This is a genomic window from Herbaspirillum rubrisubalbicans, from assembly GCF_003719195.1.
Classification (GTDB): domain Bacteria; phylum Pseudomonadota; class Gammaproteobacteria; order Burkholderiales; family Burkholderiaceae_D; genus Herbaspirillum; species Herbaspirillum rubrisubalbicans.
On sequence record NZ_CP024996.1, the window covers coordinates 4,553,335 to 4,577,285 of the forward strand.

Genomic DNA, 23,951 nt, shown 5'->3' on the forward strand with positions numbered 1-23,951 from the left:
GATCGCTGACCTCTGACCTCAGAGCTCTGACCTCTTACTCCCGCCCCCTTGCCTCGGTCAGGGCGCCGGCTCTGCCGCCCTGCCATCGGCGCGGCGCGAGCCGGACAACAACAGCGGGTTGATGATCAACACGATCTGGCCATCACCCAGCACAGTGGCGCCGACCACGCCGGCCAGGGTGGCCACTTGCGGGCCGACCGGCTTGACCACCACTTCGCGATTGCCGCTGACGTGGTCGGCCATGATGACCATCAATTCATCACCACGCTTGATGAGCAGCGCAAAGGCCGAGTCCGATGGATCGGGCCAGGCGGGATGCGCTGGTTCATCCAGCAGGCAATGCAGCGGATAGAGCGCCAAGCGCTGGCCGTTGAATTCCAGCGCGCGCTGTTGCAGGGCATCCTGCGCCTGGTCGCTGCGTAGCTGCACCACGCGTTCGATCAAGGTAGAAGGAATCGCATACGGCTGCTGGCCATGGCGCAGCAGGCAGACATGCTGGACCGCCAGCGACAGCGGCAGGTACAGGGTAAACAGCACGCCCCGGCCCGCGCGCGAATGGACCGTCATGCGGCCACCGAGCGCGGCCACTTCGGCGCGCACCACGTCCATGCCCACACCGCGTCCGGCCAGGGCCGATACCTGGGTCGAGGTGCTGAAACCAGGCTCGAAGATCAATTCGGCCAGGCGCGCTTCGCTGATCTGCTGCGCCTCGATCAAACCGCGCTGGCGGGCCTTGTCGCGGATAGCTTGCAGATCCAGCCCGCGGCCATCGTCGCTGACGCGGATCACGGCTTCATTGCCTTCGTGGCTGGCCTGGATGCGCAACTGGCCGCTGACGGGCTTGCCGGCCGCACGACGCACCTCGGCATCTTCGATGCCATGCACGGCGGCGTTGCGCAGCAGGTGTTCCAGCGGGCCCATCAGGCGCTCCAGGATGGCGCGGTCGATGTGCAGGCGGTAATCCGACAATTCCAGCGTGAGCGGCTTGCCGGTTTCGAGGGCGACCTGGCGCGCCAGGTGCTGCATCCGCGACTCCATGCTGTTGAACTTGACCATGCGCGCGTGCATCAGCTCCTGCTGCAGTTCGCGGGTGGTGCGGCCTTGCTGGCGCAGGTCTTCGCGCGTCTTCAATACACGCTGGAGCAACTGCTTCTGGTGTTGCAGCGCCTCGCCCAGCGCCTCTTGCATACTGCCGGCCAGGGCCAGCGGGGCGGCGCTGTCGGGGTCCTGGCCGGGTGGCGCGACCCAGGGCGTGTCGCCGCAGTGGCGCTGCAATTGCCCTAGCTGCTCGGCCAATTTCCCCAATTGTTCACCCAGTGCGCGGGCATCGCCCTGCAAGGCAGTGATTTCGTTGTCCAGTTGCGCGCGCCTGATCGAAACTTCACCTACCTGGTTGAGCAGCTTATCCAGCAAGGTGGTGCGGATACGGATCAGCGGGGCAGTGAGCTGGCTGTCGGCAAGGCCGTCGCGCCGGGCAGGAGAGGATGAAACGGCCAGGCCCTGTTCCAGCGTATTGAACTGTTCGATGGCCTGGTCGTACAGCGCCAGGAGCGCAGCCAGGCTGCCGCTTTCCTGCACCGCATCGTCCAGCGCCAGACGCTGCAAGGTGGTTTCCATGTCATGCAGGCAGCGGCTCAGGTGCCGGGCACCGACCATGCGGGCACTGCCCTTGAGCGTATGCAGGGGACGCGCCAGCTCGGCCAGCAGGCTGGCGTCGGCCACACCACGATGCTCGGCGGCCGGCAGGGCCAGCAAGGTTTCGCCGATGCCGGTGATGAGTTCCTGCGCTTCTTCCAGAAATACCGGCAGCAGCAGCGGATCGATTTCCTCATGCATGGCCGGTGCTGCTGGCACACCGGCCGCGACGGCACCGGCAGTGGCGGTCAGCGGCGCTTCCAGCAGCTGGGCCAGTTGCTCGATGTCGGCCTGGATGATGCTGCGGGTGAGCGGATCCAGGTCGGCTTGCGCCGATTGTTGCTCCAGCAGTGCGAAGAGCCTGGCGGCCGCATCGGCGAAAGGCTCGGCGCTGCTGCTGCGGGCGTAGTCACGCAGCGCCGCCAGCGAGCGCAGGGCCAGCGGCGGCACGGCGGCGCGCGGGCCATCCTCACTTTCCTGGCGCGCCCCCCATGCCGCACTTTGCTGGCGGACGATGGCCAGCAGCGGACGCAGGGTTTCGCGCAGGACGGTATCGGCGGCGAAAGTATCCGCTGCATCAGGTAGATCAGGTGCAGCGGCCGAAGTAGCGGCATCGATGACGGACGCAGAATCGAGCTTCATGATCCGGGCACACCGATCAGGAGACGGTCACGCGGAAGCGCGACACCGAGCTTTCCAGTTGCCGGGCTGCATCCCATAGTTCTTCATAGAGCGTGGAGACCTGCTCGCGGCTTTGTTCGATGATGTCGTTCTCGCTCAGAATGCCCTGAATCTGCTGCGCCACGCCGCTGGCCGAGACCGCCTGTTCGCGGGTGGCGGCGGCCATGCCCTGGATCAGCTCGGCCAGTTGCTTGGAGACGCTGCGGATATCGGCCAGCGCACTACCGGCCGCATCCGAGAGCACGGCGCCATCGGTCACGCCGGTGGTGGATTTTTCCATGGCCACCACGACGTCGCGGGTATCGGCCTGGATCATGCGCACCAGCGCACCGATCTCGCGGGTGGCGGCGCTGGAACGCTCGGCCAGGTGCTGCACCTCCTCGGCCACCACCGAGAAGCCGCGCCCGGCTTCCCCGGCCGAGGCCGCCTGGATGGCGGCGTTGAGCGCCAGCACATTGGTGCGCTCGGTGATGTCGGAGATCAGCTCGGTGATCTCGCCGATCATCTGCGAGGACGCCCCCAGCCGCGTGATGCGGCCCGAGGTTTCGCGGATCTGCTCGCCGATGCCATCCATGGCCTTGACCGCATCTTCCACCGCACGCGTACCGCGCTCGGCCACCACCACGGCATGACGGGCCACATCAGCCGATTCGTCGGCCGACACCGAGATGCCATTGATCTGGGTCGACATTTCCAGCATGGCCTGGGCGATGCGCTGGATGCGATGGGCCTGGGCCCGCGCCGCCGCCCCCAGCTCGGTGGTGGTGCCGCGCACCTGTTGCGAACTGAGCGCCACCTTGGCGGCCATCTGGGTGACCTGCTCGACCAGACCGCGCAGTGCTTCCACGGTGTAGTTGACGGAGTCGGCAATGGCGCCGGTGACGTCGTCGGAGACCGTGGTGTGCACCGTCAGGTCGCCATCGGCCACCTTCTGCAACTCGGTCATCAGGCGCAGGATGGCGGCCTGGGTCTGGTGATTGGCGCGCATGGCCTTTTCTTCTTCCTGCTGGGCCAGTTGCCGCTGCTGTTCGGCTTCCTGGCGCCGGGCTTCGGCGGCGGCGGCGTTGTTGCGGCTGCTTTGCAGTTGCGCCAGGGCGATGCCGATGGCGCTGAGCAAGGCCATGGCCATGGCGGCCAGCACTGCCCAGAAGGTCCAGGAGCGGGCCTTGAGGGCGACCCGGTAGGCGTCCTGCAATTCGGTGAGGTGGCGCTTGAGGGTTTCGTTCTCCACAAAGACCAGTTGCTCGGCCCGCTTGGCGGCGATGAAATTCTGCAGGTTGCCCAGGATGCCGGCGATCTGCGGCTGGTATTCGCCAAAGACGCGGCTCAGTTCCTGCAGCTTGTCGCGCAGATCGGGATCGCTGGCCGGACGCAGGCGCAGCATGTCGTTGCCCTCCTGCAGGCTCTTGAGCAGGTCACCGAAGGCGGTGATGTCCTTGCCCAGCATGAAGGCGGTTTCCGGGTTGACGCCTTCGGAGGTGAGGAACTCATTGGAGCTGCGCCCCAGGCGCAGGGTCAGCATCACCAGTTGGCTGGCCGCGGCCATCTCGCGCGTGGTGGGGTGGCCCTGCGATTGCAGCATGGCGATCTGCTCGCTCAAGTCCAGCATCACCGGCAGCAACTGGTTCAGGCGCTTCAAGGTGGTACCGAAGCCGGTCAATTCCTTTTCCATGCCGAGGATGGTTTCGGCGGCCAGGTCGGTGCGACGCCAGATGTGCTCGACGTTTTCCAGCACCGGTTTGATGGCGGCATCGGGCGGGCCGATGTTCTGGCCCTGATAAAGGCCACCGCTACTCAACAGCAGCAGACCGCGATTGAATTCGTTGCGGCTTTGCGCCAGTTGCACGAAGGCCTGGGGATTGCCTTGGATGGCGTTGGGCACGGCCTTGCCGATGCGCTGCGAATGCATCACCAGATCGGAGGCCAGATTGGTCTGCAAGGTCGCCAGCAGGTACAGGCGCGCGCCCAGCCACATGAACAGACACAGCGCCGTCAACGACACCGCCAGCACGCCCAGCAACAGGCGCGTCTGGGTGCGCAGCGAGAAGCGGCACAGGTAGGGCAGGCGCAAGCTGCGGGATGGCGCTGTGACACTGGCCGAGGCCTTGCCCGCAGCGCCGGCCACGGCGCTATGCGCCGCAGATCGCGGCGGCGCGTTTTTTTTCGACTGGTACGGCAAGCTCGGGTCCATGGCCGGAATTCCTATCCCCTCTTTTTCAGATTCTTGTGGTGTGACGCGCTGCGCGCGACCGCGCCGATGCTAGCGGCCGATCTGCAGGAAATTGCTGTCCCGGCTCAGTGCCGACAGGTCCAGCTCATCCCATTGCTGACCACTGCCGTCTTTATAACGTCCGTTGACACCAGGTAAGTGGATTCCTTCCTCGTATTTTTTCGAGATTCGCGTCATTTCTTCGATGTCGCGCAATCCCAGCACCCCCGCCACCAGCAAGCCACACTGTGGTGCCAGGCTGGGCGCCAGCAGCAGCGCATGACTGCCGGCACCGCACGGCTGCAGGGGAGCGCCGGCCAGACCGCTCAAGTCAGCCAGGCCGACCAGGTTGCCGCGGATGTTGAGCAGGCCGCGAAACCAGGCATGAGTGGCCGGCACCGGGGTCAGGGTCAGGCCGTCCAGGGGCAGGATCTCGCTGGCCTGGGTCAGGGGGATGAGGCAATGCCGGTTGCCGATGAGCACTGCCAGGCGGCGCGAGCGCGTGCTTTCATTGTCGCAGGCGGCCATGCGCGCCAGCAGCGAGGCCTGGAACTGCTCCAGCCCTTCGCGCGGCGGCGATGTTGGCGCTGCCGGAGAATGCGGCGCATCGATGAGGAAATCCTTGGGGTGTGACATACCAGCCTCATGAAACGGTTAGAAAAGTCCATGCGATCCAGCCCGAGCGAGCGACCGAGCGACGCCGCAGCCCGATGGCGGGCCGCAGGCAGATGACAAGACCATTGAGGGGAGTTGCCGGAACCATGCCGGGCGAACGTCTGTGCGTCCTGTCATCCGGTCAGGCGGGCAATGCTGGTACTGGGCTCGATTTTACCCAGAAAAGTCCGAGGTTTTTCCACGCAGCAAATGCAATGCACGGCCCGGCACAAGAAAATGATGGGAAAACGCGACGAAACGGGAACTTGATATAGATCAAATCCCGAAAGACGGGAAAAAGCGGGGAGGATGCGGCGTCTCCGTACCAAACGGAGGCGCCGCCGATGCGACCATTGAGGCTGCGATTGCGCAGGCTTGCCGAACCTTCAGCCAGAGATCAGATGGCGACCATCTCGAAGTCTTCCTTGCGGGCGCCGCATTCCGGGCAGGTCCAGTTGATGGGCACGTCGTCCCAACGGGTGCCTGGGGCGATGCCTTCATCGGGCAGGCCTGCTTCTTCGTCGTAGATCCAACCACAGATCAGGCACATCCAGGTTTTGAATTCGGTTTGGCTGCTATTCGTCACGGCTGACTATCCCTAAAATCAATCAAGTAAAATGCTAAGTCAGCTATCTTAATCTACTCGACGTGCAAAACCAAACTCCTCCCCTCATCCTTACCTTCGGCGCTGCCGATCCGGTCGGCGCCACGGGCGTGCAGGCCGATCTTGCCACTTTCGCCGCCATGGGCTGCCACGGCTTGTCGGTGGTGACCGCGCTGCTGATCGGCGACACTGCCCGCGTCGAAGACGTGCAGGTGGTCGAGGTGGACTGGGTCGCCGACCAGGCGCGCGTGATCCTGGAAGACATGGCCGTGTCGGCCTTCAAGGTCGGTGCCTTGGGCAGCATCGAGAATATCTCGGTGATCGCCGAGATCGTCTCCGACTATCCCGATGTGCCCCTGATCCTGGATCCGTTCATCAGCGCCCTGGCCAACCAGGAAGATGAAGATGACCGCTTGATCGCCATCCGCGAACTGCTCATTCCGCAAGCCACCGTACTGGTGTGCTCGGCGGGCGAACTGACCCGGCTGGCCGAGACCTGGCGCGAGCCGGCACTGGGCGACACGCTGATGCTGGACGCCATGCGCATCATCGAGCTGGGCTGCGAATACCTGCTGGTGACCAACACCCAGACCGATCTGCAGGAAGTGGCCAATTCGCTCTTCGACGAATCCGGCCTGGTGCGCCAGGATGCCTGGCCACGCCTGCCGGGCTCCTTCGTGGGCGCCGGCACGACGCTCTCGGCAGCCATGGCAGCCATGCTGGCCAACGACCTGGAGGCGCCGCTGGCGGCTTCCGAGGCCCAAGAATTCACCCTGGCGGCGCTGGCCAATGCCCAGCGCATCGGCATGGGCAAACTGCTGCCCGACCGCTATTTCTGGGCGCGCGAATCCGAAGATCCGGACGCGCCGCCTTCCCTCAATTGATTCACTGATACTGGGTTCACTCCTTCGCAAGCTCATGACCAAGACCAATGCTTCGCTCTTCGCCCGCGCCCAACAAAGCACGCCGGGCGGTGTCAATTCCCCGGTGCGCGCCTTCCGTTCGGTAGGCGGCACGCCGCGCTTCATCGAACGCGCCGAAGGCCCCTGGTTCTGGGATGCCGAAGGCAAGCGCTACATCGACTACATCGGCTCCTGGGGCCCGGCCATCGTCGGCCATGCCCATCCTGAGGTGGTCAAGGCGGTGCAGCAAGCGGCCGCGCGCGGCCTGTCCTTTGGCGCGCCGACCGAAGCCGAGATCGAGATGGCCGAGGAAATCATCAAGCTGGTGCCCTCCATCGAGCAGATCCGCCTGGTCTCCTCCGGCACCGAAGCCACCATGAGCGCGCTGCGCCTGGCCCGTGGCGCTACCGGCCGCGACAAGATCATCAAGTTCGAAGGCTGCTACCACGGCCACGCCGACTCCCTGCTGGTGAAGGCCGGCAGCGGTTTGCTGACCTTCGGCAATCCGACCTCGGCCGGGGTGCCGGAAGATTTCGCCAAGCACACGCTGGTGCTGGACTACAACAATGCCCAGCAACTGGAAGACGCCTTCAAGACTGCCGGCCACGAGATCGCCTGCGTGATCGTGGAACCGGTGGCCGGCAACATGAACCTGGTGCGCGCCTCGGACGAATTCCTGCGCACCATGCGTCGTCTGTGTACCGAATACGGCGCCATCCTGATCTTCGACGAAGTGATGTCGGGCTTCCGCGTGGCCCGTGGCGGCGCCCAGGAATTGAACGGCATCGTCCCCGACCTGACGGCGCTGGGCAAGGTGATCGGCGGCGGCCTGCCGGTGGCCGCCTTCGGTGGCCGCGCCGAGGTGATGAAGCATCTGGCGCCGCTGGGCGGGGTCTACCAGGCTGGCACGCTGTCCGGCAATCCGGTGACCGTGGCCGCTGGCATGGCGACGCTGAAGATCATCCAGCAACCCGAGTTCTACGCCAACCTGACGGCCCAGACCCGCAAGCTGGCCGATGGTCTCACCGCTGCGGCCAAGGCGGCTGGCGTGACCTTCACCGCCGATGCGATTGGCGGCATGTTCGGGCTGTATTTCGATGCCAAGGTGCCGACCAGCTATGCCGAGGTGATGCAGGGCGACAAGGAGCGCTTCAATCGCTTCTTCCACAAGATGCTCGATGCCGGCGTCTACTTTGCGCCGTCGGCCTTCGAAGCCGGTTTCGTGTCGGCCCAGCACAGCGACGCCATCATCGAGGAAACCATCGCAGCCGCTGCCAAAGCCTTCACTGAATTGGCTTGAGGCTGGCCAGGGCATTTCCGGGGACGCCAAGCCCCTCGCAGGAAATGCCCGCTGGACGGCGGGTAGCGACCGATATGAAGTTTCAGGACATGAAAAAAGGACGCCGCGGCGTCCTTTTTCTTCATCTCCCCGCCAGCCAACGCCAGTCGGGGGAGTCTGGCGGTACTTACACCGAGAACGAGGAACCACAACCGCAAGTGGTCGTGGCGTTCGGGTTCTTGATGACGAATTGCGCACCTTCCAGGTCGTCCTTGTAGTCGATCTCGGCGCCTACCAGATACTGGTAGCTCATCGAGTCGATCAACAGCTGGACGCCGTTCTTGCTCATGGTGGTGTCGTCTTCGTTGACGATTTCATCGAAGGTGAAACCGTACTGGAAACCCGAGCAACCACCACCCTGCACGAACACGCGCAGTTTCAGGTCGGGATTGCCTTCTTCCTCGATCAGTTGGGCCACCTTGGCGGCAGCGCTGTCGCTGAAGTTGATCGGGGCGGGCATGTCGGTTTGTTGCAGTTCGGCTACGGCATTCATTTCGGACTCCTGCTGGGCTTGAGGCGGATCAATACATTAGATCGATTCAGCCATTATAAGCGCTTGCGCATTTTCATGCTTCCGACGATGCCGCCAGTTTCAGCAGCGGCGTCTCCACCTGCTGGTCATGGCTGAGCTTGCCCGACACCAGGGCGCCGCCATGCATCTCCAGCGCCTTGTAGAAGACATTGCCGGTAATGCGAGCCTTGGGTTGCAGTTCCAGCAGCTCGCTGGAGTGGACGTCGCCGATGATCTCGCCATTGACGATCAGGTGCGCTGCGCGGATCTCACCGACTACCTTGGCGTGCTCGGAAATGACCAGCACGCTGGGCTGGCCGGCCTCGGCATTGATGTTGCCGGTGATGGCGCCGTCGATGCGCAGGCCGCCCTTGAAACCGACATCGCCCGTGATGTTGGTGGACATGCCGATCAGGCTGTCGATCGTGCTTTTGGTCTTGCGTGTAAACATGGGATCACCTCACAGATCTAACGATTGCTGGGCACGTACCTGGCCGCGGTCGAGAACACGGACCGCCACCGACTTGACGGTGGCGCCCTCGGGGATAGTCAGCAAGCCTTCTACCCGCTGGTAATACTTGAATGCGAGCCGGTAGCGCGCCTGGTCGGCGGCATTGCTTTCAGGGAAGTTGATGGTAACACCTTTGCCGCCCTGCACAATATTGACACTAAGCTGTAGGTTTCCTGCAAATTGTTGCGTTCCCCCACCACCTTGCATCACCAGCACGCGATAACGCAGCTGGTTGGGCGCGGCCTGTTCGGCCTTGAAGCGCTGGATGGTGATGCCGGGCGCGCCCAGGTTGGTCGGCAGGAGGCTGTCGAAGAAGGCCAGGTCTTCCTTCTGGCGGTTGTTTTCCGCCTCCAGGTTCTTGACCTGGCCAGCCAGCGTGGCCTGGGCCGTCTGGGCGATCTTCAGTTCATTTTGCGACGCGTTGGAGGCAGATTGCAAGCGCTCGTTTTCAGCGGTGAGCTTCTTGACCTGCTCGCTCAACTGCTCAATCTGCTCGCTGGCATCACCGGCGTCGCCATGCAGACCCGGCAGATTGTTGCGGCCGAGCTGGTAGGTCCAGACCGCCGCCGCCGCGCCCACGGCCACCACCGCTGCCCACAGCAAGATCAGCAGCGGCAGCGGGAGATGGCGCTTGATGGTCATCTTCGGCGCAGAAATGCTCATGCGCCGACGCCATAAGCGGTACTTCACGGCAGGACCGGGACCTGTTGCAGGCCGCTGGTTTCTTCCACACCGAACATCAGGTTCATGCACTGCACGGCCTGGCCGGAGGCCCCCTTCACCAGATTGTCCTGGACCACCAGCACCACCACCGTGTCGCCGTTGTCGGGACGATGCACGGCCAGGCGCAGCATGTTGGAGGCGCGCGTGGTGCGGGTTTCAGGGTGCGAACCGAAGGGCAGCACATCGACGAAGGGCTCATCCTTGTAAGCCTCTTCGAACAGGGCCTGCAGGGCAGCGTTGTCGATGTCGCGGGTCAGGCGTGCGTACAGCGTGGAATGCATACCGCGGATCATCGGCACCAGGTGCGGGGTGAACAGCAGGCCGACCTTGTCGCTGGTCAGGTGCGACAGACGCTCGATGGTTTCGGGGGAGTGACGGTGACCGGAGACGCCATAGGCCTTGAAGTTGTCGGAGGCTTCCGAGAACAGCAGGCTCAGCTCCGCCTTGCGACCAGCACCGGAGACACCCGACTTGCAGTCGGCGATCAGGTGCGAGGCATCAATCACGCCAGCCTTCAAGAGCGGGGCAAAGCCCAGTTGCATGGTGGTCGGATAGCAGCCCGGATTGCCCACCACGCGCGCCTTGCGGATGGCTTCACGGTTCAGTTCGGGCAGGCCGTAGGCAGCCTCCTTCAACAGCTCGGTGCAGCTGTGCGGCAGCTTGTACCACTTCTCGAAGGCCGCCACGTCCTGCATCCGAAAGTCGGCGGCCAGGTCGATCACCTTCACGCCAGCGGCCACCAGTTCAGGCGCCTGGGCCATGGCCACGCCGTGCGGGGTGGCGAAGAAGACCACGTCGCAATCGTTCAGTTGAGCCTTGTCGGGCGAGGAAAACGCCACGTCCACGCGGCCACGCAGGGAAGGATACATCTCGGCCACCGGCATCCCGTCTTCCTTGCGCGAGGTCACCGCCTGCACCCGGGCTTGCGGGTGGGTGGCGAAAATACGCAGCAATTCGACGCCGGTGTAACCGGTTCCGCCAACGATACCTACCTTGATCATGTCTGGTCCTTGCGAAAAAAGGCGAAGAAATGCGCCGGGGCACCGTAGCGCCTGACGCGCGTGTGATACACGCTGGAAAGCTTTCAATTCTAGCAGGAGAATATTTCCCGCTGATTTCTGGCCGGACAGTTATTCCCGAAATAGCCGGAATTATCCACACACTACGAGACGTCCTGCAAGCGCGAACCCGTCCCCTGCCCCAGCGGACAGGTCTGCAGTCAAAAAAGCAAAAAGCCGCCGGCACGTATGCCGACGGCTTTCGGTAATGCAAGAAACGATTAACGCTTCGAGAATTGCTTTGCGCGACGTGCCTTGCGCAGACCAACCTTCTTACGTTCGACTTCACGTGCGTCACGGGTGACGAAGCCTGCGTTGGACAGAGCCGACTTCAGGCCTGCATCGTAGTCGATCAGAGCACGGGTGATGCCGTGGCGCACAGCGCCGGCCTGGCCGGATTCGCCGCCACCGTGGACGTTCACCTTGATGTCGAAACGTTCGACGTTGCCGGTCAGTTCCAGCGGCTGACGGATCACCATCAGGCCGGTTTCGCGGGAGAAGTATTCAGCGGCGGGCTTGCCATTGACGATGATGTTGCCCGAACCTGCCTTGATGAAAACACGCGCCACTGCACTCTTGCGACGGCCGGTTCCGTAATTGTAGTTACCGATCATGTCTGTTCCTTAGAGGGCGAGGGGTTTCGGTTGCTGGGCCGAGTGCGGATGGTTGCCATCTGCATAGACCTTCAGCTTCTTGATCATGGCGTAGCCCAGCGGACCCTTGGGCAACATGCCCTTGACGGCCTTCTCCAGCGCACGGCCGGGGAAACGCTGTTGCATCTTCAGGAAGTTGGTTTCGTAGATGCCGCCCGGATAACCGCTGTGGCGGAAATAGGTCTTTTCAGTGGCCTTGGTGCCGGTCACGCGCAGCTTGCCTGCGTTGACGACGACGATGAAGTCACCGGTATCGACGTGCGGAGTGAATTCGGGTTTGTGCTTGCCGCGCAGTCGGAGTGCCACTTCGCTGGCAACACGTCCGAGGACCAAGTCCGTCGCGTCAATCACGAACCACTCGCGCTGAACCTCATGGGCTTTAGCGGAAAAGGTCTTCATGTTTGACTTTCTCTATCAATGTATAAACGCTCAAAATGGCGGTTCCGTTCATGCGGGGCAGCCTGTATGACCAGCCCACCCTGGGTGCTTCGCTTCGCGGACTCATCCTTTTATCTTCCCGAGCGCATGGGAAAGCCGGCAAGTATAGCCTTTTCAAGGACTTAGCGTCAAAAGGTTTCGGGGATTTGTGGTGCCGATCCGGCATGTTGACGGCATTTGCACCGCATTTCGTTGCCATCGAAACAACTTATCGCCGGCAGCGCGAAAAAAATGGACAAAAAAAACCCGGACACTGGGTTCCGGGTTTAATCCACACCATTGAGGAGGGTGGAGGAGACATCGTTACGTGCTGCACAGGGGCTGCAAAAACTTCCGTTGAATTGAATATAGCAAAGGGGTTTGTGCGTTGCAATAAGCAGAAACGAATTAAATTGTAACCGTCTGAAAGTGGCGTCACACTTGAGTTACAAGAGAGTTACAAGAAGCGATCTGCAGAAGAAAGATGCCAGAAATGAATAACTCTTCAACAATTTTTCCGCGATGCAAAAATCATTATCCTTCACCTCCCCTCGCCTTCTAGGGCCTCCGCACGGCTGCGGTCATGCCGATCAAAAGCTACAATACCAGGCTTCACTCAACCGATTTGGACGATACAGATGGAATGCACAGTGCGCTGGACCGGCTTGTCCGGCATGACCTTTACGGCTGAAACGGGTTCGGGCCACCTGCTGACGATGGATGGCGCCCCCGACGGCGGTGGCCGCAACCTGGCGCCGCGTCCGATGGAAGTGGTGCTGGCCGGCACCGGTGGCTGCACCGCCTATGACGTGGTGGTGATCCTGCGCAAGAGCGGCCAGGATGTGCGCGGCTGCGACGTGACCCTGAAGTCCGAACGCGCCGAGACCGATCCCAAGGTCTTCACCAAGATCCATTTCCACTTCACCGTGCGTGGCCGCAACCTCAAGACCAATGTGGTGGAGCGCGCCATCAAGCTGTCCCACGACAAGTATTGCTCGGCCTCGATCATGCTGGAGAAGACGGCCGAGATGACGCACTCCTTCGAGATCATCGACGACCTGACCGACACTTCCTCGGCCGCCGCCCAGCAGCAACAGTAAGCCCAGTCGCGCAGGCGCCAAGAAAAAAGCGGCCGCGGCCGCTTTTTTCTTCTACCGGCAAGGCGGCTCGATCAGATCCGATACGCCACCGTGGTCATCACCTTGGCCATGAGCTTCATCAGCCCCTTGACCGGCGCCGGCATCTCGGCCGCCCCCAGGTCGCGCGCGGCCTGGCCGTGGGCGATTTCATCGATGCGCATCTGGTCGACGATGGCGCGCGAGCGGTTGTCCTGCGCCGGCAGCTTGTCCAGATGCCCCATCAGGTGATGCTCGACCTGGCGCTCGGTTTCGGAAACGAAACCCAGGTTGCGCGCATCGCCCAGGCGCGCAGCAATGCTGCCCAGCACATAGGCGCCGCCATACCACAGCGGATTGAGCAGACTGGTGTGCGAACCCAGCTCGCGCACACGTTCGGCGGTCCAGGCCAGATGATCCTCTTCCTCGATGCCGGCACGCTCGAAGGCCTGCTTGATCTCGCGGGTCTGGGCAAACCGCCCCTGGGCGTCATAGAGCGCCTGGGCACACACCTCGCCCACATTGTTGACGCGCATCAGCCCAGCCGCATGGCGCTTCTCGGCCTCACTCATGATCCCATCCGGCAGGCCGCGCCCGGGATTGGGACGGCTCTCGAAGACCACGCCATTGATCACGCGCAGCGCCTTGTCGAAATCGTTAATCAGTTCATCGACGAATTGCATACACCTCGCCTTTCTCTCGTTGTCAGTGACATCCCGGCCGCCTCGCGCTGCATCGAACAGGAGGCGAACCGGGGACGGAGGAACATGGCTGATCGGAATTGAAAAGATCAGACCATCTTCCAGTGGATCTGTTCACCGGCCGACAGCGGCACCACGGTGGCCTCGCCCATGGGCAGCTCGGCCGGGATGGACCAGGTCTCGCGCTTCAAGCTCACGGTGCCGGTGTTGCGCGGCAGGTTGTAGAAGTCCGGGCCATTGAAGCTGGCGAAGGCTTCAAACTTGTCCAGCGCGCCGGCGCTGTCGAAGGCCTGGGCATACAGCTCCAGCGCGTGCAGGGCGGTGTAGCAACCGGCGCAGCCGCAGGCATGTTCCTTGACGCCCTTGGCGTGCGGCGCCGAGTCGGTGCCCAAGAAGAACTTGTCATTGCCCGAGGTGGCGGCGGCCACCAGCGCCTTGCGGTGGGTCTCGCGCTTCAAGACCGGCAGGCAGTAGTAATGCGGACGGATGCCGCCCTTGAACATCTCGTTGCGATTGAACAGCAGGTGGTGCGCCGTGATGGTAGCGGCCGTCGGGCCTTCGCCAGCCAGCACGTAGTCGGCCGCTTCCTTGGTGGTGATGTGTTCGAACACCACCTTCAGCTCGGGCATGGCCTGGCGCAGCGGCTTCATGATGCGATCGATGAAGACCGCTTCGCGGTCGAACAGGTCGATCTCGGGATCGGTCACTTCACCATGGACCAGGAAGGGCATTCCCACTTCCTGCAATACTTCCAGCGTCTTGTAGCACTTGGACAGATCGGTCACACCAGCATCCGAATTGGTGGTGGCGCCGGCCGGATAGAGCTTGACGGCCTTGACGAAACCGCTGTCCTTGGCACGGCGGATCTCATCGGGCGGGGTATTGTCGGTCAGGTAGAGCACCATCAGCGGCTCGAAGCTCATGCCTGCCGGCAGCGCGGCCAGGATGCGCTGACGATAGGCACCGGCCTGCTCGGTAGTGGTCACCGGCGGCTTCAGGTTGGGCATGACGATGGCGCGCGCGAACTGGCGAGCGGTGTGCGGCAGCACGTCCTGCATGGTGGCGCCGTCGCGCAGGTGCAGGTGCCAGTCGTCCGGGCGGGTGATGGTCAATACGTTGCTCATTGCGGGTCTTTCGGTCTTGGAGTGGGTGTCGGTCTGAGGGTCAGGCGAGGCATCCCGGCGGATGCGGGCTGTGGAGAGCCAGCCGCGATGTCTTCAGGATCGACATTCTACCGTAGCCGTCAAGCACCCCGGAGCACCCGCCCTGCCGCCCTTTTGATATAGCCCAAACGACAAGGGCCGCCCCGTTGCCGGAGCGGCCCTTGCTGCAGCACAGGACTGGCGCGATCAGTGCGTGATGATCTTGGCCAGGAAGTCGCGTGCGCGTTCCGAACGCGGCGAAGCGAAGAACTCATCCTTGGCGCAATCTTCCACCACCACGCCCTTGTCCATGAACACCACGCGGTTGGCGACCTTGCGGGCAAAGCCCATTTCGTGGGTCACGACCATCATGGTCATGCCTTCCTGGGCCAGGCCGACCATGACGTCCAGCACTTCATTGATCATTTCCGGGTCCAGCGCCGAGGTCGGTTCATCGAACAGCATGGCGATCGGATCCATCGACAGCGCACGGGCAATGGCCACGCGCTGCTGCTGGCCACCGGAGAGCTGGCCGGGGAACTTGTCCTTGTGCGCCAACAGGCCCACGCGGTCCAGGTACTTCAGGCCCTTTTCGGTGGCCTCTTCCTTGGAGCGGCCCAGCACCTTGATCTGGCCGATGGTCAGGTTCTCGCGAATGGACAGGTGCGGGAACAGTTCGAAGTTCTGGAACACCATGCCGATGCGCGCGCGCAGCTTGGACAGGTTGGTCTTGGGGTCACCCACCGAGACGCCATCGACGGTGATGGTGCCTTTCTGAAACGGCTCCAGGCCGTTGACGGTCTTGATCAGCGTGGACTTGCCCGAACCGGACGGGCCGCACACCACCACCACGTCACCCTTCTTGACGGAGGTCGAGCAGTCGGTCAGGACCTGGAAGCTGCCATACCACTTGCTGACATTGTTGAGTTCAATCATTTGTTTCTCCTGGATTTCTGAATTCTGGATTGACTGGCCGTCCGCCTCGCTATAGCGCACCGGCGACGGCCGTCAAAGGCATTAGCGGATGATGGCGATCTTCTTCTGGAAGCGCTTGACCAGTTGCGACAAGCTGAAACTGAGAATGAAGTAGACCACGGCCACGAACAGGTACATTTCTACCAGACGGCCATCACGCTGAGCGATCTTGGAGGCGCTGGTGACGAAGTCCGGCACCGAACCCAGCACATAGACCAGCGAGACGTCCTGGAACAACACGATGGTTTGCGTGAGCAGGATCGGCGTCATGTTGCGGAAGGCCTGGGGCAGCACCACGTTGCCCATCATCTGCCAGTAGTTCATGCCGATGGCATAGCCGGCGAACACCTGGCCACGCGGGATGGACTGGATGCCCGAACGCATGATCTCGCAGTAGTAAGCCGCCTCGAACAGGATGAAGGTGATCAAGGCCGATTCGAAGGCGCCGACCTGGATAGGTTCGGAGGCGCCGATGATCCAGGCGCCGATGAAGGGCACCAGGAAGTAGAACCAGAAGATCACCAGCACCAGCGGAATGGAGCGGATCAGGTTGACGTAGGTGGTGGCGATGAACGACAACGGCTTGTTGGAAGACAGGCGCATCATGGCCAACAGCGTACCCAGGATGATGCCGCCGGCCATGGCCGAGAAGGTCAGGATCAGGGTGAACTTCAGGCCGGTCGTAAACAGGTAGATCCAGGAACGCTGGATGACGTCGAAATCGAAATTGCTGAACATGGATCAATGTCCTCCTGCGCTGGTGCTGCCGCCGGTGATGTAGCCCGGAACGGCGGTGACTTTTTCCAGCAGACGCGCCATGAACAGGGCGATGACGGAAATGATCACGTAGATGACGGTGGCACCGGTGAGCGCCTCGAACGTCTGGAAGGTAAATTCACGCATCGAGTAGGTCGCCGCAGTGAGCTCGACCAAGCCGATGGTCAGTGCCACCGAACTGTTCTTGATGATGGCGGCAAACTCGTTGGTCAGTGCCGGGATGATGATGCGGAAGGCCATCGGCAAGAGCACATAGCGATAGGTCTGCACCGGCGTCAAGCCCAGTGCGGCACCGGCCATGCGCTGGCCGCGCGGCAGTGCCTGGATGCCGGTGGTCACCTGCACCGCCACGCGGGAAGAGGTGAAGAAGCCCAGCGCCAGGGTCGCGGTCACGAAGGACGCATTGGGCAGGCCCTTGATCCAGTCGCCCATGGCCGTAGGCAGCAGTTCGGGCATCACGAAGTACCACAGGAACATCTGCACCAGCAGCGGAATGTTGCGGAACAGTTCCACGTAGCCATTGGCGATGCGTACGACCCAGGGTTTGGTGGTGGTACGCAGGGTACCGAAGATGGTGCCCAGGATCAGTGCCATGATCCAGGCGCAGGCGGCCGTAGCCAGGGTCCATTTCAGGCCCGCCAGCAGCGTATCGATATAAGGGATTCCATCGGGAGACATCTCCCAGAAAATCCCCCAGTTCCAGTTGTAATGCATAAATACCCTCGTCTGTGGTTCGAATCTGTATCGAGTCGTTTATCGATCGGGCGCGTTCACCAGGCCAATGCCGCGCCACTTATTTTTGATAGAGGGCCGAAGCACCACTGCCTTGCCCGCAGGCAAGCGTGGCAACGTCGGCTAAACAAAACGGGGGACTGGCCCCCGTTTCGTCAGATTGCACCAGGCAATGCCGATTACTTCTTCTTGCCCAGGTTCTTCTGGGCTTCCGGCACCACAGCGTAGGCCGCCGGATCGTAGGAATCGGTCGGTTTGGCCAGCACGGCCTGCAGTTGCGGGCTCATCGGCACGTTCAGGTTGACACCCTTGGGCGGGATCGGCGACTGGAACCACTTGGCGTAGATCTTCTTGATGTCGTCGCCCTTGTAGACCACGGTCAGCGCATCATCGACCACCTTCTTGAAGTCCTTGTCACCCTTGGGCAGGATCAGGCCATACGGCTCCACCGACAGGGCTTCCGCCGACACCTGGTAGTCGCCAGGCGCCTTGGAATTGGCGGCCAGCGAGGACAGCAGGATGTCGTCCATCACGAAGGCAGCGGCACGGCCGGTTTCCACCATCAGGAAGGCTTCGGCGTGATCCTTGGCAGCCAGGATGTTCATGCCCAGATTGCGTTCGGCATTCAGTGCGGTGATCTGCTTCAGGTTGGAAGTGCCCGAGGTCGAGACCACGGTCTTGCCCTTCAGGTCTTCCAGGGTCTTCAGGTTGGCCGACTTCTTGGACAGGAATTTGTTGGCGGTCACGAACTCGGTCACCGAGAAGGCCACCTGGTTCCAGCGCTCCTGATTGTTGGTCGCGGAGTCGCAGGAAATGTCAGTGGTACCGTTGGCAATGAGCGGAATACGGGTAGCCGAAGTCACCGGCACCATCTTGATGTTCAGCGAGGTCAGGCCCAGCTTCTTCTGGATGGCGGTCGCGGCCTTCAAGCACAGGTCGATCGAGTAGCCTTGATAGGACTGCTTGTCGTCCAGATAGGAGAAGGGAATCGACGAATCACGCACGCCCAGTGTCAGGGTGCCGGAGTCCTTGATCTTCTTCAGACGGCCGGTGAATTCTTCTGCGTGCACCGAGCTCATCAGAACGCTTGCCCCAACCAACACCCCTGCTAGCTTCAATAACTTCATTGTGTGACCTCCTGGAAAAATTTTTTACGTAGTGTAAATCAAATGCCTCGAATGCCCTGCCCCGGACGCGCTTGCGCGGCGCCCGGAATCGGGCTGGCCGGCCGTATGACGAGCCTGTTATTGTTCTCTGCCGTGCCGCCTATTCTGTGTGCTAACACACATCTTTGCCAGCATTGTTTGATCCCCGCCTGGCGATGCTTGCGCAAACCACCCCCACAGTGGACCAGATGCCGGCAAATTACCCATACGCAACTGTCGGCGGGCGCATTGTAGGCATATGCTGCCCGGTCTGGCAATGCGCAGAATCCCTCATCGCGAGAACTGAACCATGCGCTGCGCGCAACGGCAGTAACGACATTCCGGTCAGCAATATCCATGCCAGAAACGAGTCGACAGGGGGAGGAAGACGGCAGAGATGCGGTGCGCATCAGGCTGGTATGCAAGCATCTGGCAGCCTGGTGAAGAAAAAGATGGGGCCGCCGGATAGGAAGGGAGAGAAGAGAAAAGCGAGTGTGACGGGAGTGAAGAATATTACCAAGCTCTGCTGCAGAGATGGGCGACACCACCCGCCTCCAGGCTGAGGACCATGCGCACAGACGGCGCGCACATGCGGCAGCGCCCGGCATGTTCATGCCGGGTCCGTCACTGAAGATCTTGCGCCGCAAGGCTGGTTGGCCTGCGGTGCCTCTACGCACAGCAACCACGTCTCCTCCTGGACCAAAGGTCTCTGGATTTCTTTTATCCGGCCGACGATCTTCTTGCGTATCGTCTTGGCCGTGCCGGTCCGCACGCGCGCACCGGGGTGACTTCCTGGTGAATCAGGGATACAGGCCGCGCATCTCGCGCGCCTGCAGCACGCGGGTGCAGGCCACGATGAAAGCCGCGGTACGCAGCGACACGTTCTTCTCTTCGGCCAGCTGCCACACGGCGGCGAAGGCTTCGCGCATGATGCGGGTCAGGCGCAGGTTGATTTCATCTTCGGTCCAGAAGAAGCTGGAGAAGTCCTGCACCCATTCGAAGTAGCTCACCGTCACGCCACCGGCATTGGCAATCACGTCCGGCACGATCAGCACGCCCTTGTCGCGCAGGATGTCGTCGGCCGCCGGCGTAGTGGGACCGTTGGCGCCTTCCAGGATGATCTTGGCCTTGATGTGGTTGGCGTTGGCTTCGGTGATCTGCTGTTCCAGTGCAGCAGGCACCAGAATGTCGCAATCGACCGACCAGAATTGGGCGCGATCGGTGATCTCATCGGCGCCCTCGAAACCCTTGACGCTGCCGTTCTTGGCCACGTAGGCCTGCAGCGCCGGTACATCCAGCCCACCGCCATTGAAGACGGTGGTCACGTGATCCTGCACCGCGACCACCTTGGAACCGGCTTCAGCGAACAGGCGCGCAGCGATGCCACCGACGTTGCCGAAACCTTGCACTGCGACCTTGGCCTCCTTGATGTCCATGCCGCGCTTGGCAGCGGCTTCGCAACCGACCACGAAGACACCACGGCCGGTAGCTTCATGACGACCCAGGCTGCCGCCCAGTGAAATGGGCTTGCCGGTGACCACGCCCGAGGAGGTGCTGCCCTGGTTCATGGAGTAGGTATCCATCATCCAGGCCATGATCTGCGAATCGGTGTTCACGTCCGGCGCCGGGATGTCCTTGTTGGGGCCGATGATGATGCCGATCTCGCTGGTGTAGCGGCGCGTGACGCGCTGCAGTTCACCCCGCGAGAGGGTCTTGGGATCGACGCGAATGCCGCCCTTGGCGCCGCCATAGGGCACGTTCACGGCGGCGTTCTTGATGGTCATCCAGGCCGACAGGGCCATCACTTCGGAGAGCGTCACATCCTGGTGGAAACGCACGCCGCCCTTGCCGGGACCGCGCGAGGTATTGTGCTGCACGCGGTAGCCTTCGAAGTGGGCGATGGTGCCATCGTCGCGTTCGATCGGCACGTCCACCACCAACATGCGCTTGGGGCGCTTCAAGGTTTCCACCCAGCGCGCCAGCGAGCCCAGATGGGGCGTGACGCGGTCGATCTGCTCGAGGTAGACGCCCCACGGACCGATGCCGTGCGGGACGAGATAGGAAGGCACTTCGTGATTAGGTACGTTCGACATGATGCAATCGCTCCTTTGGATAGCCGTGCTGTTCAAGACAAAAAGGCCTGCAAATTCCGAAGTCCGCCAGGCATGTTACCCCGTCTGCATCAGCCTGCTGGGCGCCTCAGAGGGCGCGCACGAGCGGCGACGACGGAGGCGCGCCTGCCAGCCCGGCCCTGTTGCGCCAGCTGGAAATTCGTGCCTGTCTGATTCAGCGCCGCCATCGTAGCCAGCCGGCCAAAACAAGGCTAATGCTTTGTGAGCATGTAACTATGCAGCGTATGCATAACCATTTAAAGTCCTTGATAGTCAAGGGATTGCGAACGACACTATCGCTCTTTTTGGGTCAGGATTCGCGTTTTTCGGCAGCTCGCGCGGACTTGCCCGAGGCGCTCTTGGCCGCACTGGCAGCGCCCGTCCGAGGACGCTCGGAACGCTCCGGTCGCCCGCCTTTTTCCTGGCGCTGCCCATCCAGTTCCACCAGGTATTCCCACAGTCGCGCCACCAGCGCCTTGCCGGTACGTTGCGCGGTCGGGCGCTCGCGATAGAGCCGGATTTCCATCTCCACTTCCCACTCACCGGTGGGTCCATCGGCACGCGCCAGCTGGCGATTGCGCACCTCGCGCACCACCGAGGATTCCGGCAGGAAGGCCACGCCATGTCCTTCCAGCGCCATCATCTTGAGGCTCTCGGACATATCGGTTTCGTAATGCTTGGCCAGGTGCAGGGGGCGCTTGGTATCGGTCATCATCAACTCCACCATACGTCCGAGATAGGCATTGCTGGTGTAGGAGAGGAAGGGCAAGGGCGCCTTGGAACTGCCCGGGAACACATAATCGGGCTTGCCATTGCGGTCACAGCGCGCATAGGGACGCATGGTCTCGGTGCCCATGGTCAGCATGTCGTAACGGCTGGCATCGAGTTGCACCGGCTGGCGCGGATGGTGATAGCACAGCAGCAGGTCGCAGCCGCCTTCGACGATGGTCATCACGGCATCATGCACGTTCAAGGCGATCAGGCGGGTATTGATGGCGCCGAAGCCCGATTCCAGCGCGCTCAACCACTTGGGCATGTAGGTCAGCGAGAGCGTATGCGGCACGGCGAAGTCGATCGTGGTCTGGGCCGTGGGCCGCTTGCCGCGCAGCAGCGCCCGCGTATTGTTGATCTGGCCCAGCATGGCCACGGCCTGTTCGTAGAACACCTCGCCGGCGGCGGTCAGGCGCGTGGGGTAGGAGGTGCGGTCGATCAGGTCGCTACCCAGCCAGGCTTCCAGTGACTGGATACGTCGCGAGAAGGCCGGTTGCGTCACATGCCGCAACTCCGCCGAACGACTGAAACTGCGCGTTTCCGCCAGGGAGACGAAATCCTCAAGCCATTTGCTTTCCATTGCCCGCCCACTTCCGTTCTAGGTCGAATGCGCGCATTGTGCCGCTGCGCCCGCGCCGGCGCAAGCGGCCCTGTGCCGCGAAAAACTAGCGACGCTGGGCCGGCATCAGCACGCTGGGTTCGGCATCGGCTTCGATGCCAGGCGCCGCCGATGGCGGCACCGGCAAGATCGAACCGCCCTCTTCTTCCGCCCCGGCCTGCTGGCGCAACCACATCTGCGCATACAGACCACCGGCCAACAGCAGCCCCGCATGAGTGCCGCGCTCGACGATGCGACCATGATCCATCACCAGGATCTGGTGCGCATTGACGATGGTCGATAGACGATGCGCGATGACCAGTGTCGTGCGTTCGCGGGCGATCTCTTCGAGCTGTTGCTGGATCGCCTGCTCGGCGCGTGAATCCAGGGCCGAGGTGGCTTCGTCGAAGATCAGGATGGCCGGGTCTTTCAACAAGGTGCGGGCAATGGCCACGCGCTGCTTTTCGCCGCCCGACAGTTTCAGGCCGCGCTCGCCCACCATGCTGGCATAACCCTCGGGCAGCGATTCGATGAAGTCGTGGATATAGGCTGCCTTGGCCGCCGCCACGATCTGCTCGCGGCTAGCGCCCGGCTTGCCGTAGGCGATGTTGTATTCGATGGTGTCGTTGAACAGCACCGTATCCTGCGGCACGATGCCGATGGCCTGGCGCAGCGACGCCTGGGTGACATTGCGCAGGTCCTGGCCATCGATGCGGATGGCGCCCTGATCGACATCGTAGAAGCGATAGAGCAGGCGCGACAGCGTGGACTTGCCCGAACCGCTGTGGCCGACCACGGCGGTGGTGGTACCGGCCTGGACCTTGAAATCGACGTCGAAGAGGATCTGCCGATTGCGCTCGTAGCTGAAATCGACATGCTCGAAATGCAGCTCCGCACCATGCGTCTTCAACGACTGCGCACCGGGACGATCGGCCACTTCGCGGTTCTCTTCCAGCAGCGAGAAGAGGCGTTCCATGTCGGCCAGGCTTTGCTTGATTTCACGATAGAGCACACCGAGGAAGTTCAACGGAATGTAGAGCTGGATCATGAAGGCATTGACCAGCACCATGTCGCCCAGGGTCATGCTGCCATCGATGACACCGGCGATGGCGCGCCAGAGAATGAGCGTGACTGCCAGGGCGATGATGGCCGACTGCCCGGTATTGAGCAGCGAGAGCGAACTCTGCGATTTCACCGCCGCGCGTTCGTAGCGCTGCAGACCTTCGTCATAGCGGCGCGCCTCGAATTCCTCGTTGCCGAAATACTTCACCGTCTCGTAGTTGAGCAACGAATCGATGGCGCGGGTATTGGCGTGCGAATCCAGTTCGTTCATGCTGCGGCGGAAATGCGTGCGCCACTCGGTCACCGTGATGGTGAAGAGGATGTAGAGCACCAGCGCACCGACCGTGATGAGCGAAAACCAGATGTCGTAATGCGTGGCCAGATAGGCCAGCACCAGCACGATTTCGATGAGGGTGGGCAGGATCGAAAAGAGCGTGTACGACACCAGCGAGGAAACGCCGCGCGTGCCGCGTTCGATATCGCGCGACATGCCTCCGGTCTGGCGATTCAGATGGAAGCGCAGCGACAGCGCGTGCAGGTGGCGAAACACCTGGAGCGCAATGGTACGCACCGCACGCTGGGTGACGCGGGCAAACATCAGTTCGCGCAATTCGGTAAAGAGCGCGGTGGCCAGCCGCAAGGCACCGTAGGCCACCAGCAGGCCCAGCGGCAACACCAGCAACGCCTGCGGATGGGCCGGCGTGATGGTCATGGCGTCCACCAGTTTCTTCAACACCAGCGGCACGCCCACGTTGGCCAGCTTGGCCCCCACCAGGAAGGCCAGCGCCAGCATCACGCGCCACTTGTAGGTCCATAGATAGGGCAAGAGCGTCCTGACCACTTCCCAGTCGCCGCGCTGGCGTTTGATAGGAGCTTGGGGCGAGGCGGACGAATTGGGATAGCGGCGCATGGGCGGATCACAGGG

General features: G+C 62.2%; 23 protein-coding genes. 4 read left to right on the forward strand and 19 right to left on the reverse strand.

All coding sequences use genetic code 11. From position 1 onward, the window contains the following. Nucleotides 1-57 precede the first annotated feature (57 nt). The 4 genes from RC54_RS20230 to RC54_RS20245 all read right to left on the reverse strand — a co-directional run bounded on the left by RC54_RS20230 (nt 58) and on the right by RC54_RS20245 (nt 5,729). A complete protein-coding gene (locus tag RC54_RS20230) occupies nt 58-2,277 on the reverse strand; it encodes a chemotaxis protein CheA (protein ID WP_058896669.1) in 2,220 nt (739 codons plus the stop codon). A gap of 16 nt (nt 2,278-2,293) precedes the next feature. After that, a complete protein-coding gene (locus tag RC54_RS20235; protein WP_061788638.1) occupies nt 2,294-4,507 on the reverse strand; it encodes a methyl-accepting chemotaxis protein in 2,214 nt (737 codons plus the stop codon). A 69-nt stretch (nt 4,508-4,576) separates the two neighbouring features. Further along, nucleotides 4,577-5,161 carry a chemotaxis protein CheW gene (locus RC54_RS20240; RefSeq protein ID WP_058896670.1) on the reverse strand — a complete coding sequence of 195 codons (585 nt, stop codon included), beginning with the start codon at nt 5,159-5,161 and terminating at the stop codon, nt 4,577-4,579. A gap of 415 nt (nt 5,162-5,576) precedes the next feature. Next, complete coding sequence (locus RC54_RS20245) at nt 5,577-5,729, reverse strand: rubredoxin (RefSeq protein WP_034311797.1); 153 nt, start codon at nt 5,727-5,729, stop codon at nt 5,577-5,579. A gap of 98 nt (nt 5,730-5,827) precedes the next feature. Between RC54_RS20245 and thiD the strand changes: the two genes are divergently transcribed. Further along, a complete protein-coding gene (gene thiD / locus RC54_RS20250) occupies nt 5,828-6,667 on the forward strand; it encodes a bifunctional hydroxymethylpyrimidine kinase/phosphomethylpyrimidine kinase (protein ID WP_017452419.1) in 840 nt (279 codons plus the stop codon). A 34-nt stretch (nt 6,668-6,701) separates the two neighbouring features. After that, on the forward strand, nt 6,702-7,985 hold the full coding sequence (gene hemL, locus RC54_RS20255) for a glutamate-1-semialdehyde 2,1-aminomutase (protein ID WP_061788637.1): 1,284 nt from the start codon (nt 6,702-6,704) through the stop codon (nt 7,983-7,985). Nucleotides 7,986-8,151: 166 nt separating this feature from the next. Here hemL and erpA read toward each other — a convergent pair whose 3' ends face one another. The 6 genes from erpA to rplM all read right to left on the reverse strand — a co-directional run bounded on the left by erpA (nt 8,152) and on the right by rplM (nt 11,879). After that, nucleotides 8,152-8,517: an iron-sulfur cluster insertion protein ErpA gene (erpA, locus tag RC54_RS20260; RefSeq protein ID WP_008331898.1), complete on the reverse strand. Its 366-nt coding sequence runs from the start codon at nt 8,515-8,517 to the stop codon at nt 8,152-8,154. A gap of 73 nt (nt 8,518-8,590) precedes the next feature. Continuing rightward, entirely contained in the window at nt 8,591-8,986 is a 396-nt protein-coding gene (locus RC54_RS20265) for a bactofilin family protein (RefSeq protein ID WP_017452421.1), read from the reverse strand. 9 nt (nt 8,987-8,995) lie between these two features. Then, nucleotides 8,996-9,709: a DUF6776 family protein gene (locus tag RC54_RS20270; RefSeq protein WP_017452422.1), complete on the reverse strand. Its 714-nt coding sequence runs from the start codon at nt 9,707-9,709 to the stop codon at nt 8,996-8,998. 23 nt (nt 9,710-9,732) lie between these two features. Continuing rightward, entirely contained in the window at nt 9,733-10,770 is a 1,038-nt protein-coding gene (argC, locus tag RC54_RS20275) for an N-acetyl-gamma-glutamyl-phosphate reductase (RefSeq protein ID WP_061788636.1), read from the reverse strand. 278 nt (nt 10,771-11,048) lie between these two features. Next, nucleotides 11,049-11,441, reverse strand: a complete 393-nt coding sequence (rpsI, locus tag RC54_RS20280) for a 30S ribosomal protein S9 (RefSeq protein ID WP_006461968.1) — start codon at nt 11,439-11,441, stop codon at nt 11,049-11,051. Nucleotides 11,442-11,450: 9 nt separating this feature from the next. After that, nucleotides 11,451-11,879: a 50S ribosomal protein L13 gene (rplM, locus tag RC54_RS20285; RefSeq protein ID WP_006461967.1), complete on the reverse strand. Its 429-nt coding sequence runs from the start codon at nt 11,877-11,879 to the stop codon at nt 11,451-11,453. A gap of 50 nt (nt 11,880-11,929) precedes the next feature. Here rplM and RC54_RS25455 point away from each other — a divergent pair, with 50 nt between their 5' ends. After that, the gene (locus RC54_RS25455; RefSeq protein ID WP_156481259.1) at nt 11,930-12,316 is read left to right on the forward strand and encodes a hypothetical protein; all 387 of its coding nucleotides are present in this window, start codon (nt 11,930-11,932) and stop codon (nt 12,314-12,316) included. A 219-nt stretch (nt 12,317-12,535) separates the two neighbouring features. Then, nucleotides 12,536-12,997, forward strand: a complete 462-nt coding sequence (locus tag RC54_RS20290; protein ID WP_017452424.1) for an OsmC family protein — start codon at nt 12,536-12,538, stop codon at nt 12,995-12,997. Between the two features lie 71 nt (nt 12,998-13,068). Here RC54_RS20290 and coq7 read toward each other — a convergent pair whose 3' ends face one another. The 9 genes from coq7 to RC54_RS20335 all read right to left on the reverse strand — a co-directional run bounded on the left by coq7 (nt 13,069) and on the right by RC54_RS20335 (nt 23,936). Beyond that, entirely contained in the window at nt 13,069-13,695 is a 627-nt protein-coding gene (gene coq7, locus RC54_RS20295; protein ID WP_017452425.1) for a 2-polyprenyl-3-methyl-6-methoxy-1,4-benzoquinone monooxygenase, read from the reverse strand. 107 nt (nt 13,696-13,802) lie between these two features. Continuing rightward, complete coding sequence (gene pyrC, locus RC54_RS20300) at nt 13,803-14,837, reverse strand: dihydroorotase (protein WP_058896673.1); 1,035 nt, start codon at nt 14,835-14,837, stop codon at nt 13,803-13,805. 225 nt (nt 14,838-15,062) lie between these two features. Further along, nucleotides 15,063-15,791, reverse strand: coding sequence for an amino acid ABC transporter ATP-binding protein (locus RC54_RS20305; protein WP_017452427.1), 729 nt, complete (start codon nt 15,789-15,791; stop codon nt 15,063-15,065). Nucleotides 15,792-15,872: 81 nt separating this feature from the next. Then, complete coding sequence (locus RC54_RS20310; RefSeq protein ID WP_061788635.1) at nt 15,873-16,568, reverse strand: amino acid ABC transporter permease; 696 nt, start codon at nt 16,566-16,568, stop codon at nt 15,873-15,875. 3 nt (nt 16,569-16,571) lie between these two features. Next, a complete protein-coding gene (locus RC54_RS20315; protein ID WP_061788634.1) occupies nt 16,572-17,321 on the reverse strand; it encodes an amino acid ABC transporter permease in 750 nt (249 codons plus the stop codon). Nucleotides 17,322-17,518: 197 nt separating this feature from the next. Continuing rightward, entirely contained in the window at nt 17,519-18,466 is a 948-nt protein-coding gene (locus RC54_RS20320; protein WP_058896675.1) for an amino acid ABC transporter substrate-binding protein, read from the reverse strand. An 818-nt stretch (nt 18,467-19,284) separates the two neighbouring features. After that, nucleotides 19,285-20,577 carry a Glu/Leu/Phe/Val family dehydrogenase gene (locus tag RC54_RS20325; RefSeq protein ID WP_017452431.1) on the reverse strand — a complete coding sequence of 431 codons (1,293 nt, stop codon included), beginning with the start codon at nt 20,575-20,577 and terminating at the stop codon, nt 19,285-19,287. A 328-nt stretch (nt 20,578-20,905) separates the two neighbouring features. After that, on the reverse strand, nt 20,906-21,946 hold the full coding sequence (locus RC54_RS20330; protein WP_058896676.1) for a LysR family transcriptional regulator: 1,041 nt from the start codon (nt 21,944-21,946) through the stop codon (nt 20,906-20,908). An 85-nt stretch (nt 21,947-22,031) separates the two neighbouring features. Next, nucleotides 22,032-23,936: an ABCB family ABC transporter ATP-binding protein/permease gene (locus RC54_RS20335; RefSeq protein ID WP_058896677.1), complete on the reverse strand. Its 1,905-nt coding sequence runs from the start codon at nt 23,934-23,936 to the stop codon at nt 22,032-22,034. Nucleotides 23,937-23,951: the final 15 nt, after the last annotated feature.

Excerpts from the sequence above, each read along its gene's own strand:
- RC54_RS20230 (WP_058896669.1), bottom strand. The coding sequence starts at position 2,277 with ATGAAGCTCGATTCTGCGTCCGTCATCGATGCCGCTACTTCGGCCGCT.
- RC54_RS20235 (WP_061788638.1), bottom strand. The coding sequence starts at position 4,507 with ATGGACCCGAGCTTGCCGTACCAGTCGAAAAAAAACGCGCCGCCGCGA.
- RC54_RS20240 (WP_058896670.1), bottom strand. The coding sequence starts at position 5,161 with ATGTCACACCCCAAGGATTTCCTCATCGATGCGCCGCATTCTCCGGCA.
- RC54_RS20245 (WP_034311797.1), bottom strand. The coding sequence starts at position 5,729 with ATGTGCCTGATCTGTGGTTGGATCTACGACGAAGAAGCAGGCCTGCCC.
- hemL (WP_061788637.1), top strand. The coding sequence starts at position 6,702 with ATGACCAAGACCAATGCTTCGCTCTTCGCCCGCGCCCAACAAAGCACG.
- erpA (WP_008331898.1), bottom strand. The coding sequence starts at position 8,517 with ATGAATGCCGTAGCCGAACTGCAACAAACCGACATGCCCGCCCCGATC.
- RC54_RS20265 (WP_017452421.1), bottom strand. The coding sequence starts at position 8,986 with ATGTTTACACGCAAGACCAAAAGCACGATCGACAGCCTGATCGGCATG.
- RC54_RS20270 (WP_017452422.1), bottom strand. The coding sequence starts at position 9,709 with ATGAGCATTTCTGCGCCGAAGATGACCATCAAGCGCCATCTCCCGCTG.
- argC (WP_061788636.1), bottom strand. The coding sequence starts at position 10,770 with ATGATCAAGGTAGGTATCGTTGGCGGAACCGGTTACACCGGCGTCGAA.
- rpsI (WP_006461968.1), bottom strand. The coding sequence starts at position 11,441 with ATGATCGGTAACTACAATTACGGAACCGGCCGTCGCAAGAGTGCAGTG.
- rplM (WP_006461967.1), bottom strand. The coding sequence starts at position 11,879 with ATGAAGACCTTTTCCGCTAAAGCCCATGAGGTTCAGCGCGAGTGGTTC.
- RC54_RS25455 (WP_156481259.1), top strand. The coding sequence starts at position 11,930 with ATGCGGGGCAGCCTGTATGACCAGCCCACCCTGGGTGCTTCGCTTCGC.
- RC54_RS20290 (WP_017452424.1), top strand. The coding sequence starts at position 12,536 with ATGGAATGCACAGTGCGCTGGACCGGCTTGTCCGGCATGACCTTTACG.
- coq7 (WP_017452425.1), bottom strand. The coding sequence starts at position 13,695 with ATGCAATTCGTCGATGAACTGATTAACGATTTCGACAAGGCGCTGCGC.
- pyrC (WP_058896673.1), bottom strand. The coding sequence starts at position 14,837 with ATGAGCAACGTATTGACCATCACCCGCCCGGACGACTGGCACCTGCAC.
- RC54_RS20305 (WP_017452427.1), bottom strand. The coding sequence starts at position 15,791 with ATGATTGAACTCAACAATGTCAGCAAGTGGTATGGCAGCTTCCAGGTC.
- RC54_RS20310 (WP_061788635.1), bottom strand. The coding sequence starts at position 16,568 with ATGTTCAGCAATTTCGATTTCGACGTCATCCAGCGTTCCTGGATCTAC.
- RC54_RS20315 (WP_061788634.1), bottom strand. The coding sequence starts at position 17,321 with ATGCATTACAACTGGAACTGGGGGATTTTCTGGGAGATGTCTCCCGAT.
- RC54_RS20320 (WP_058896675.1), bottom strand. The coding sequence starts at position 18,466 with ATGAAGTTATTGAAGCTAGCAGGGGTGTTGGTTGGGGCAAGCGTTCTG.
- RC54_RS20325 (WP_017452431.1), bottom strand. The coding sequence starts at position 20,577 with ATGTCGAACGTACCTAATCACGAAGTGCCTTCCTATCTCGTCCCGCAC.
- RC54_RS20330 (WP_058896676.1), bottom strand. The coding sequence starts at position 21,946 with ATGGAAAGCAAATGGCTTGAGGATTTCGTCTCCCTGGCGGAAACGCGC.
- RC54_RS20335 (WP_058896677.1), bottom strand. The coding sequence starts at position 23,936 with ATGCGCCGCTATCCCAATTCGTCCGCCTCGCCCCAAGCTCCTATCAAA.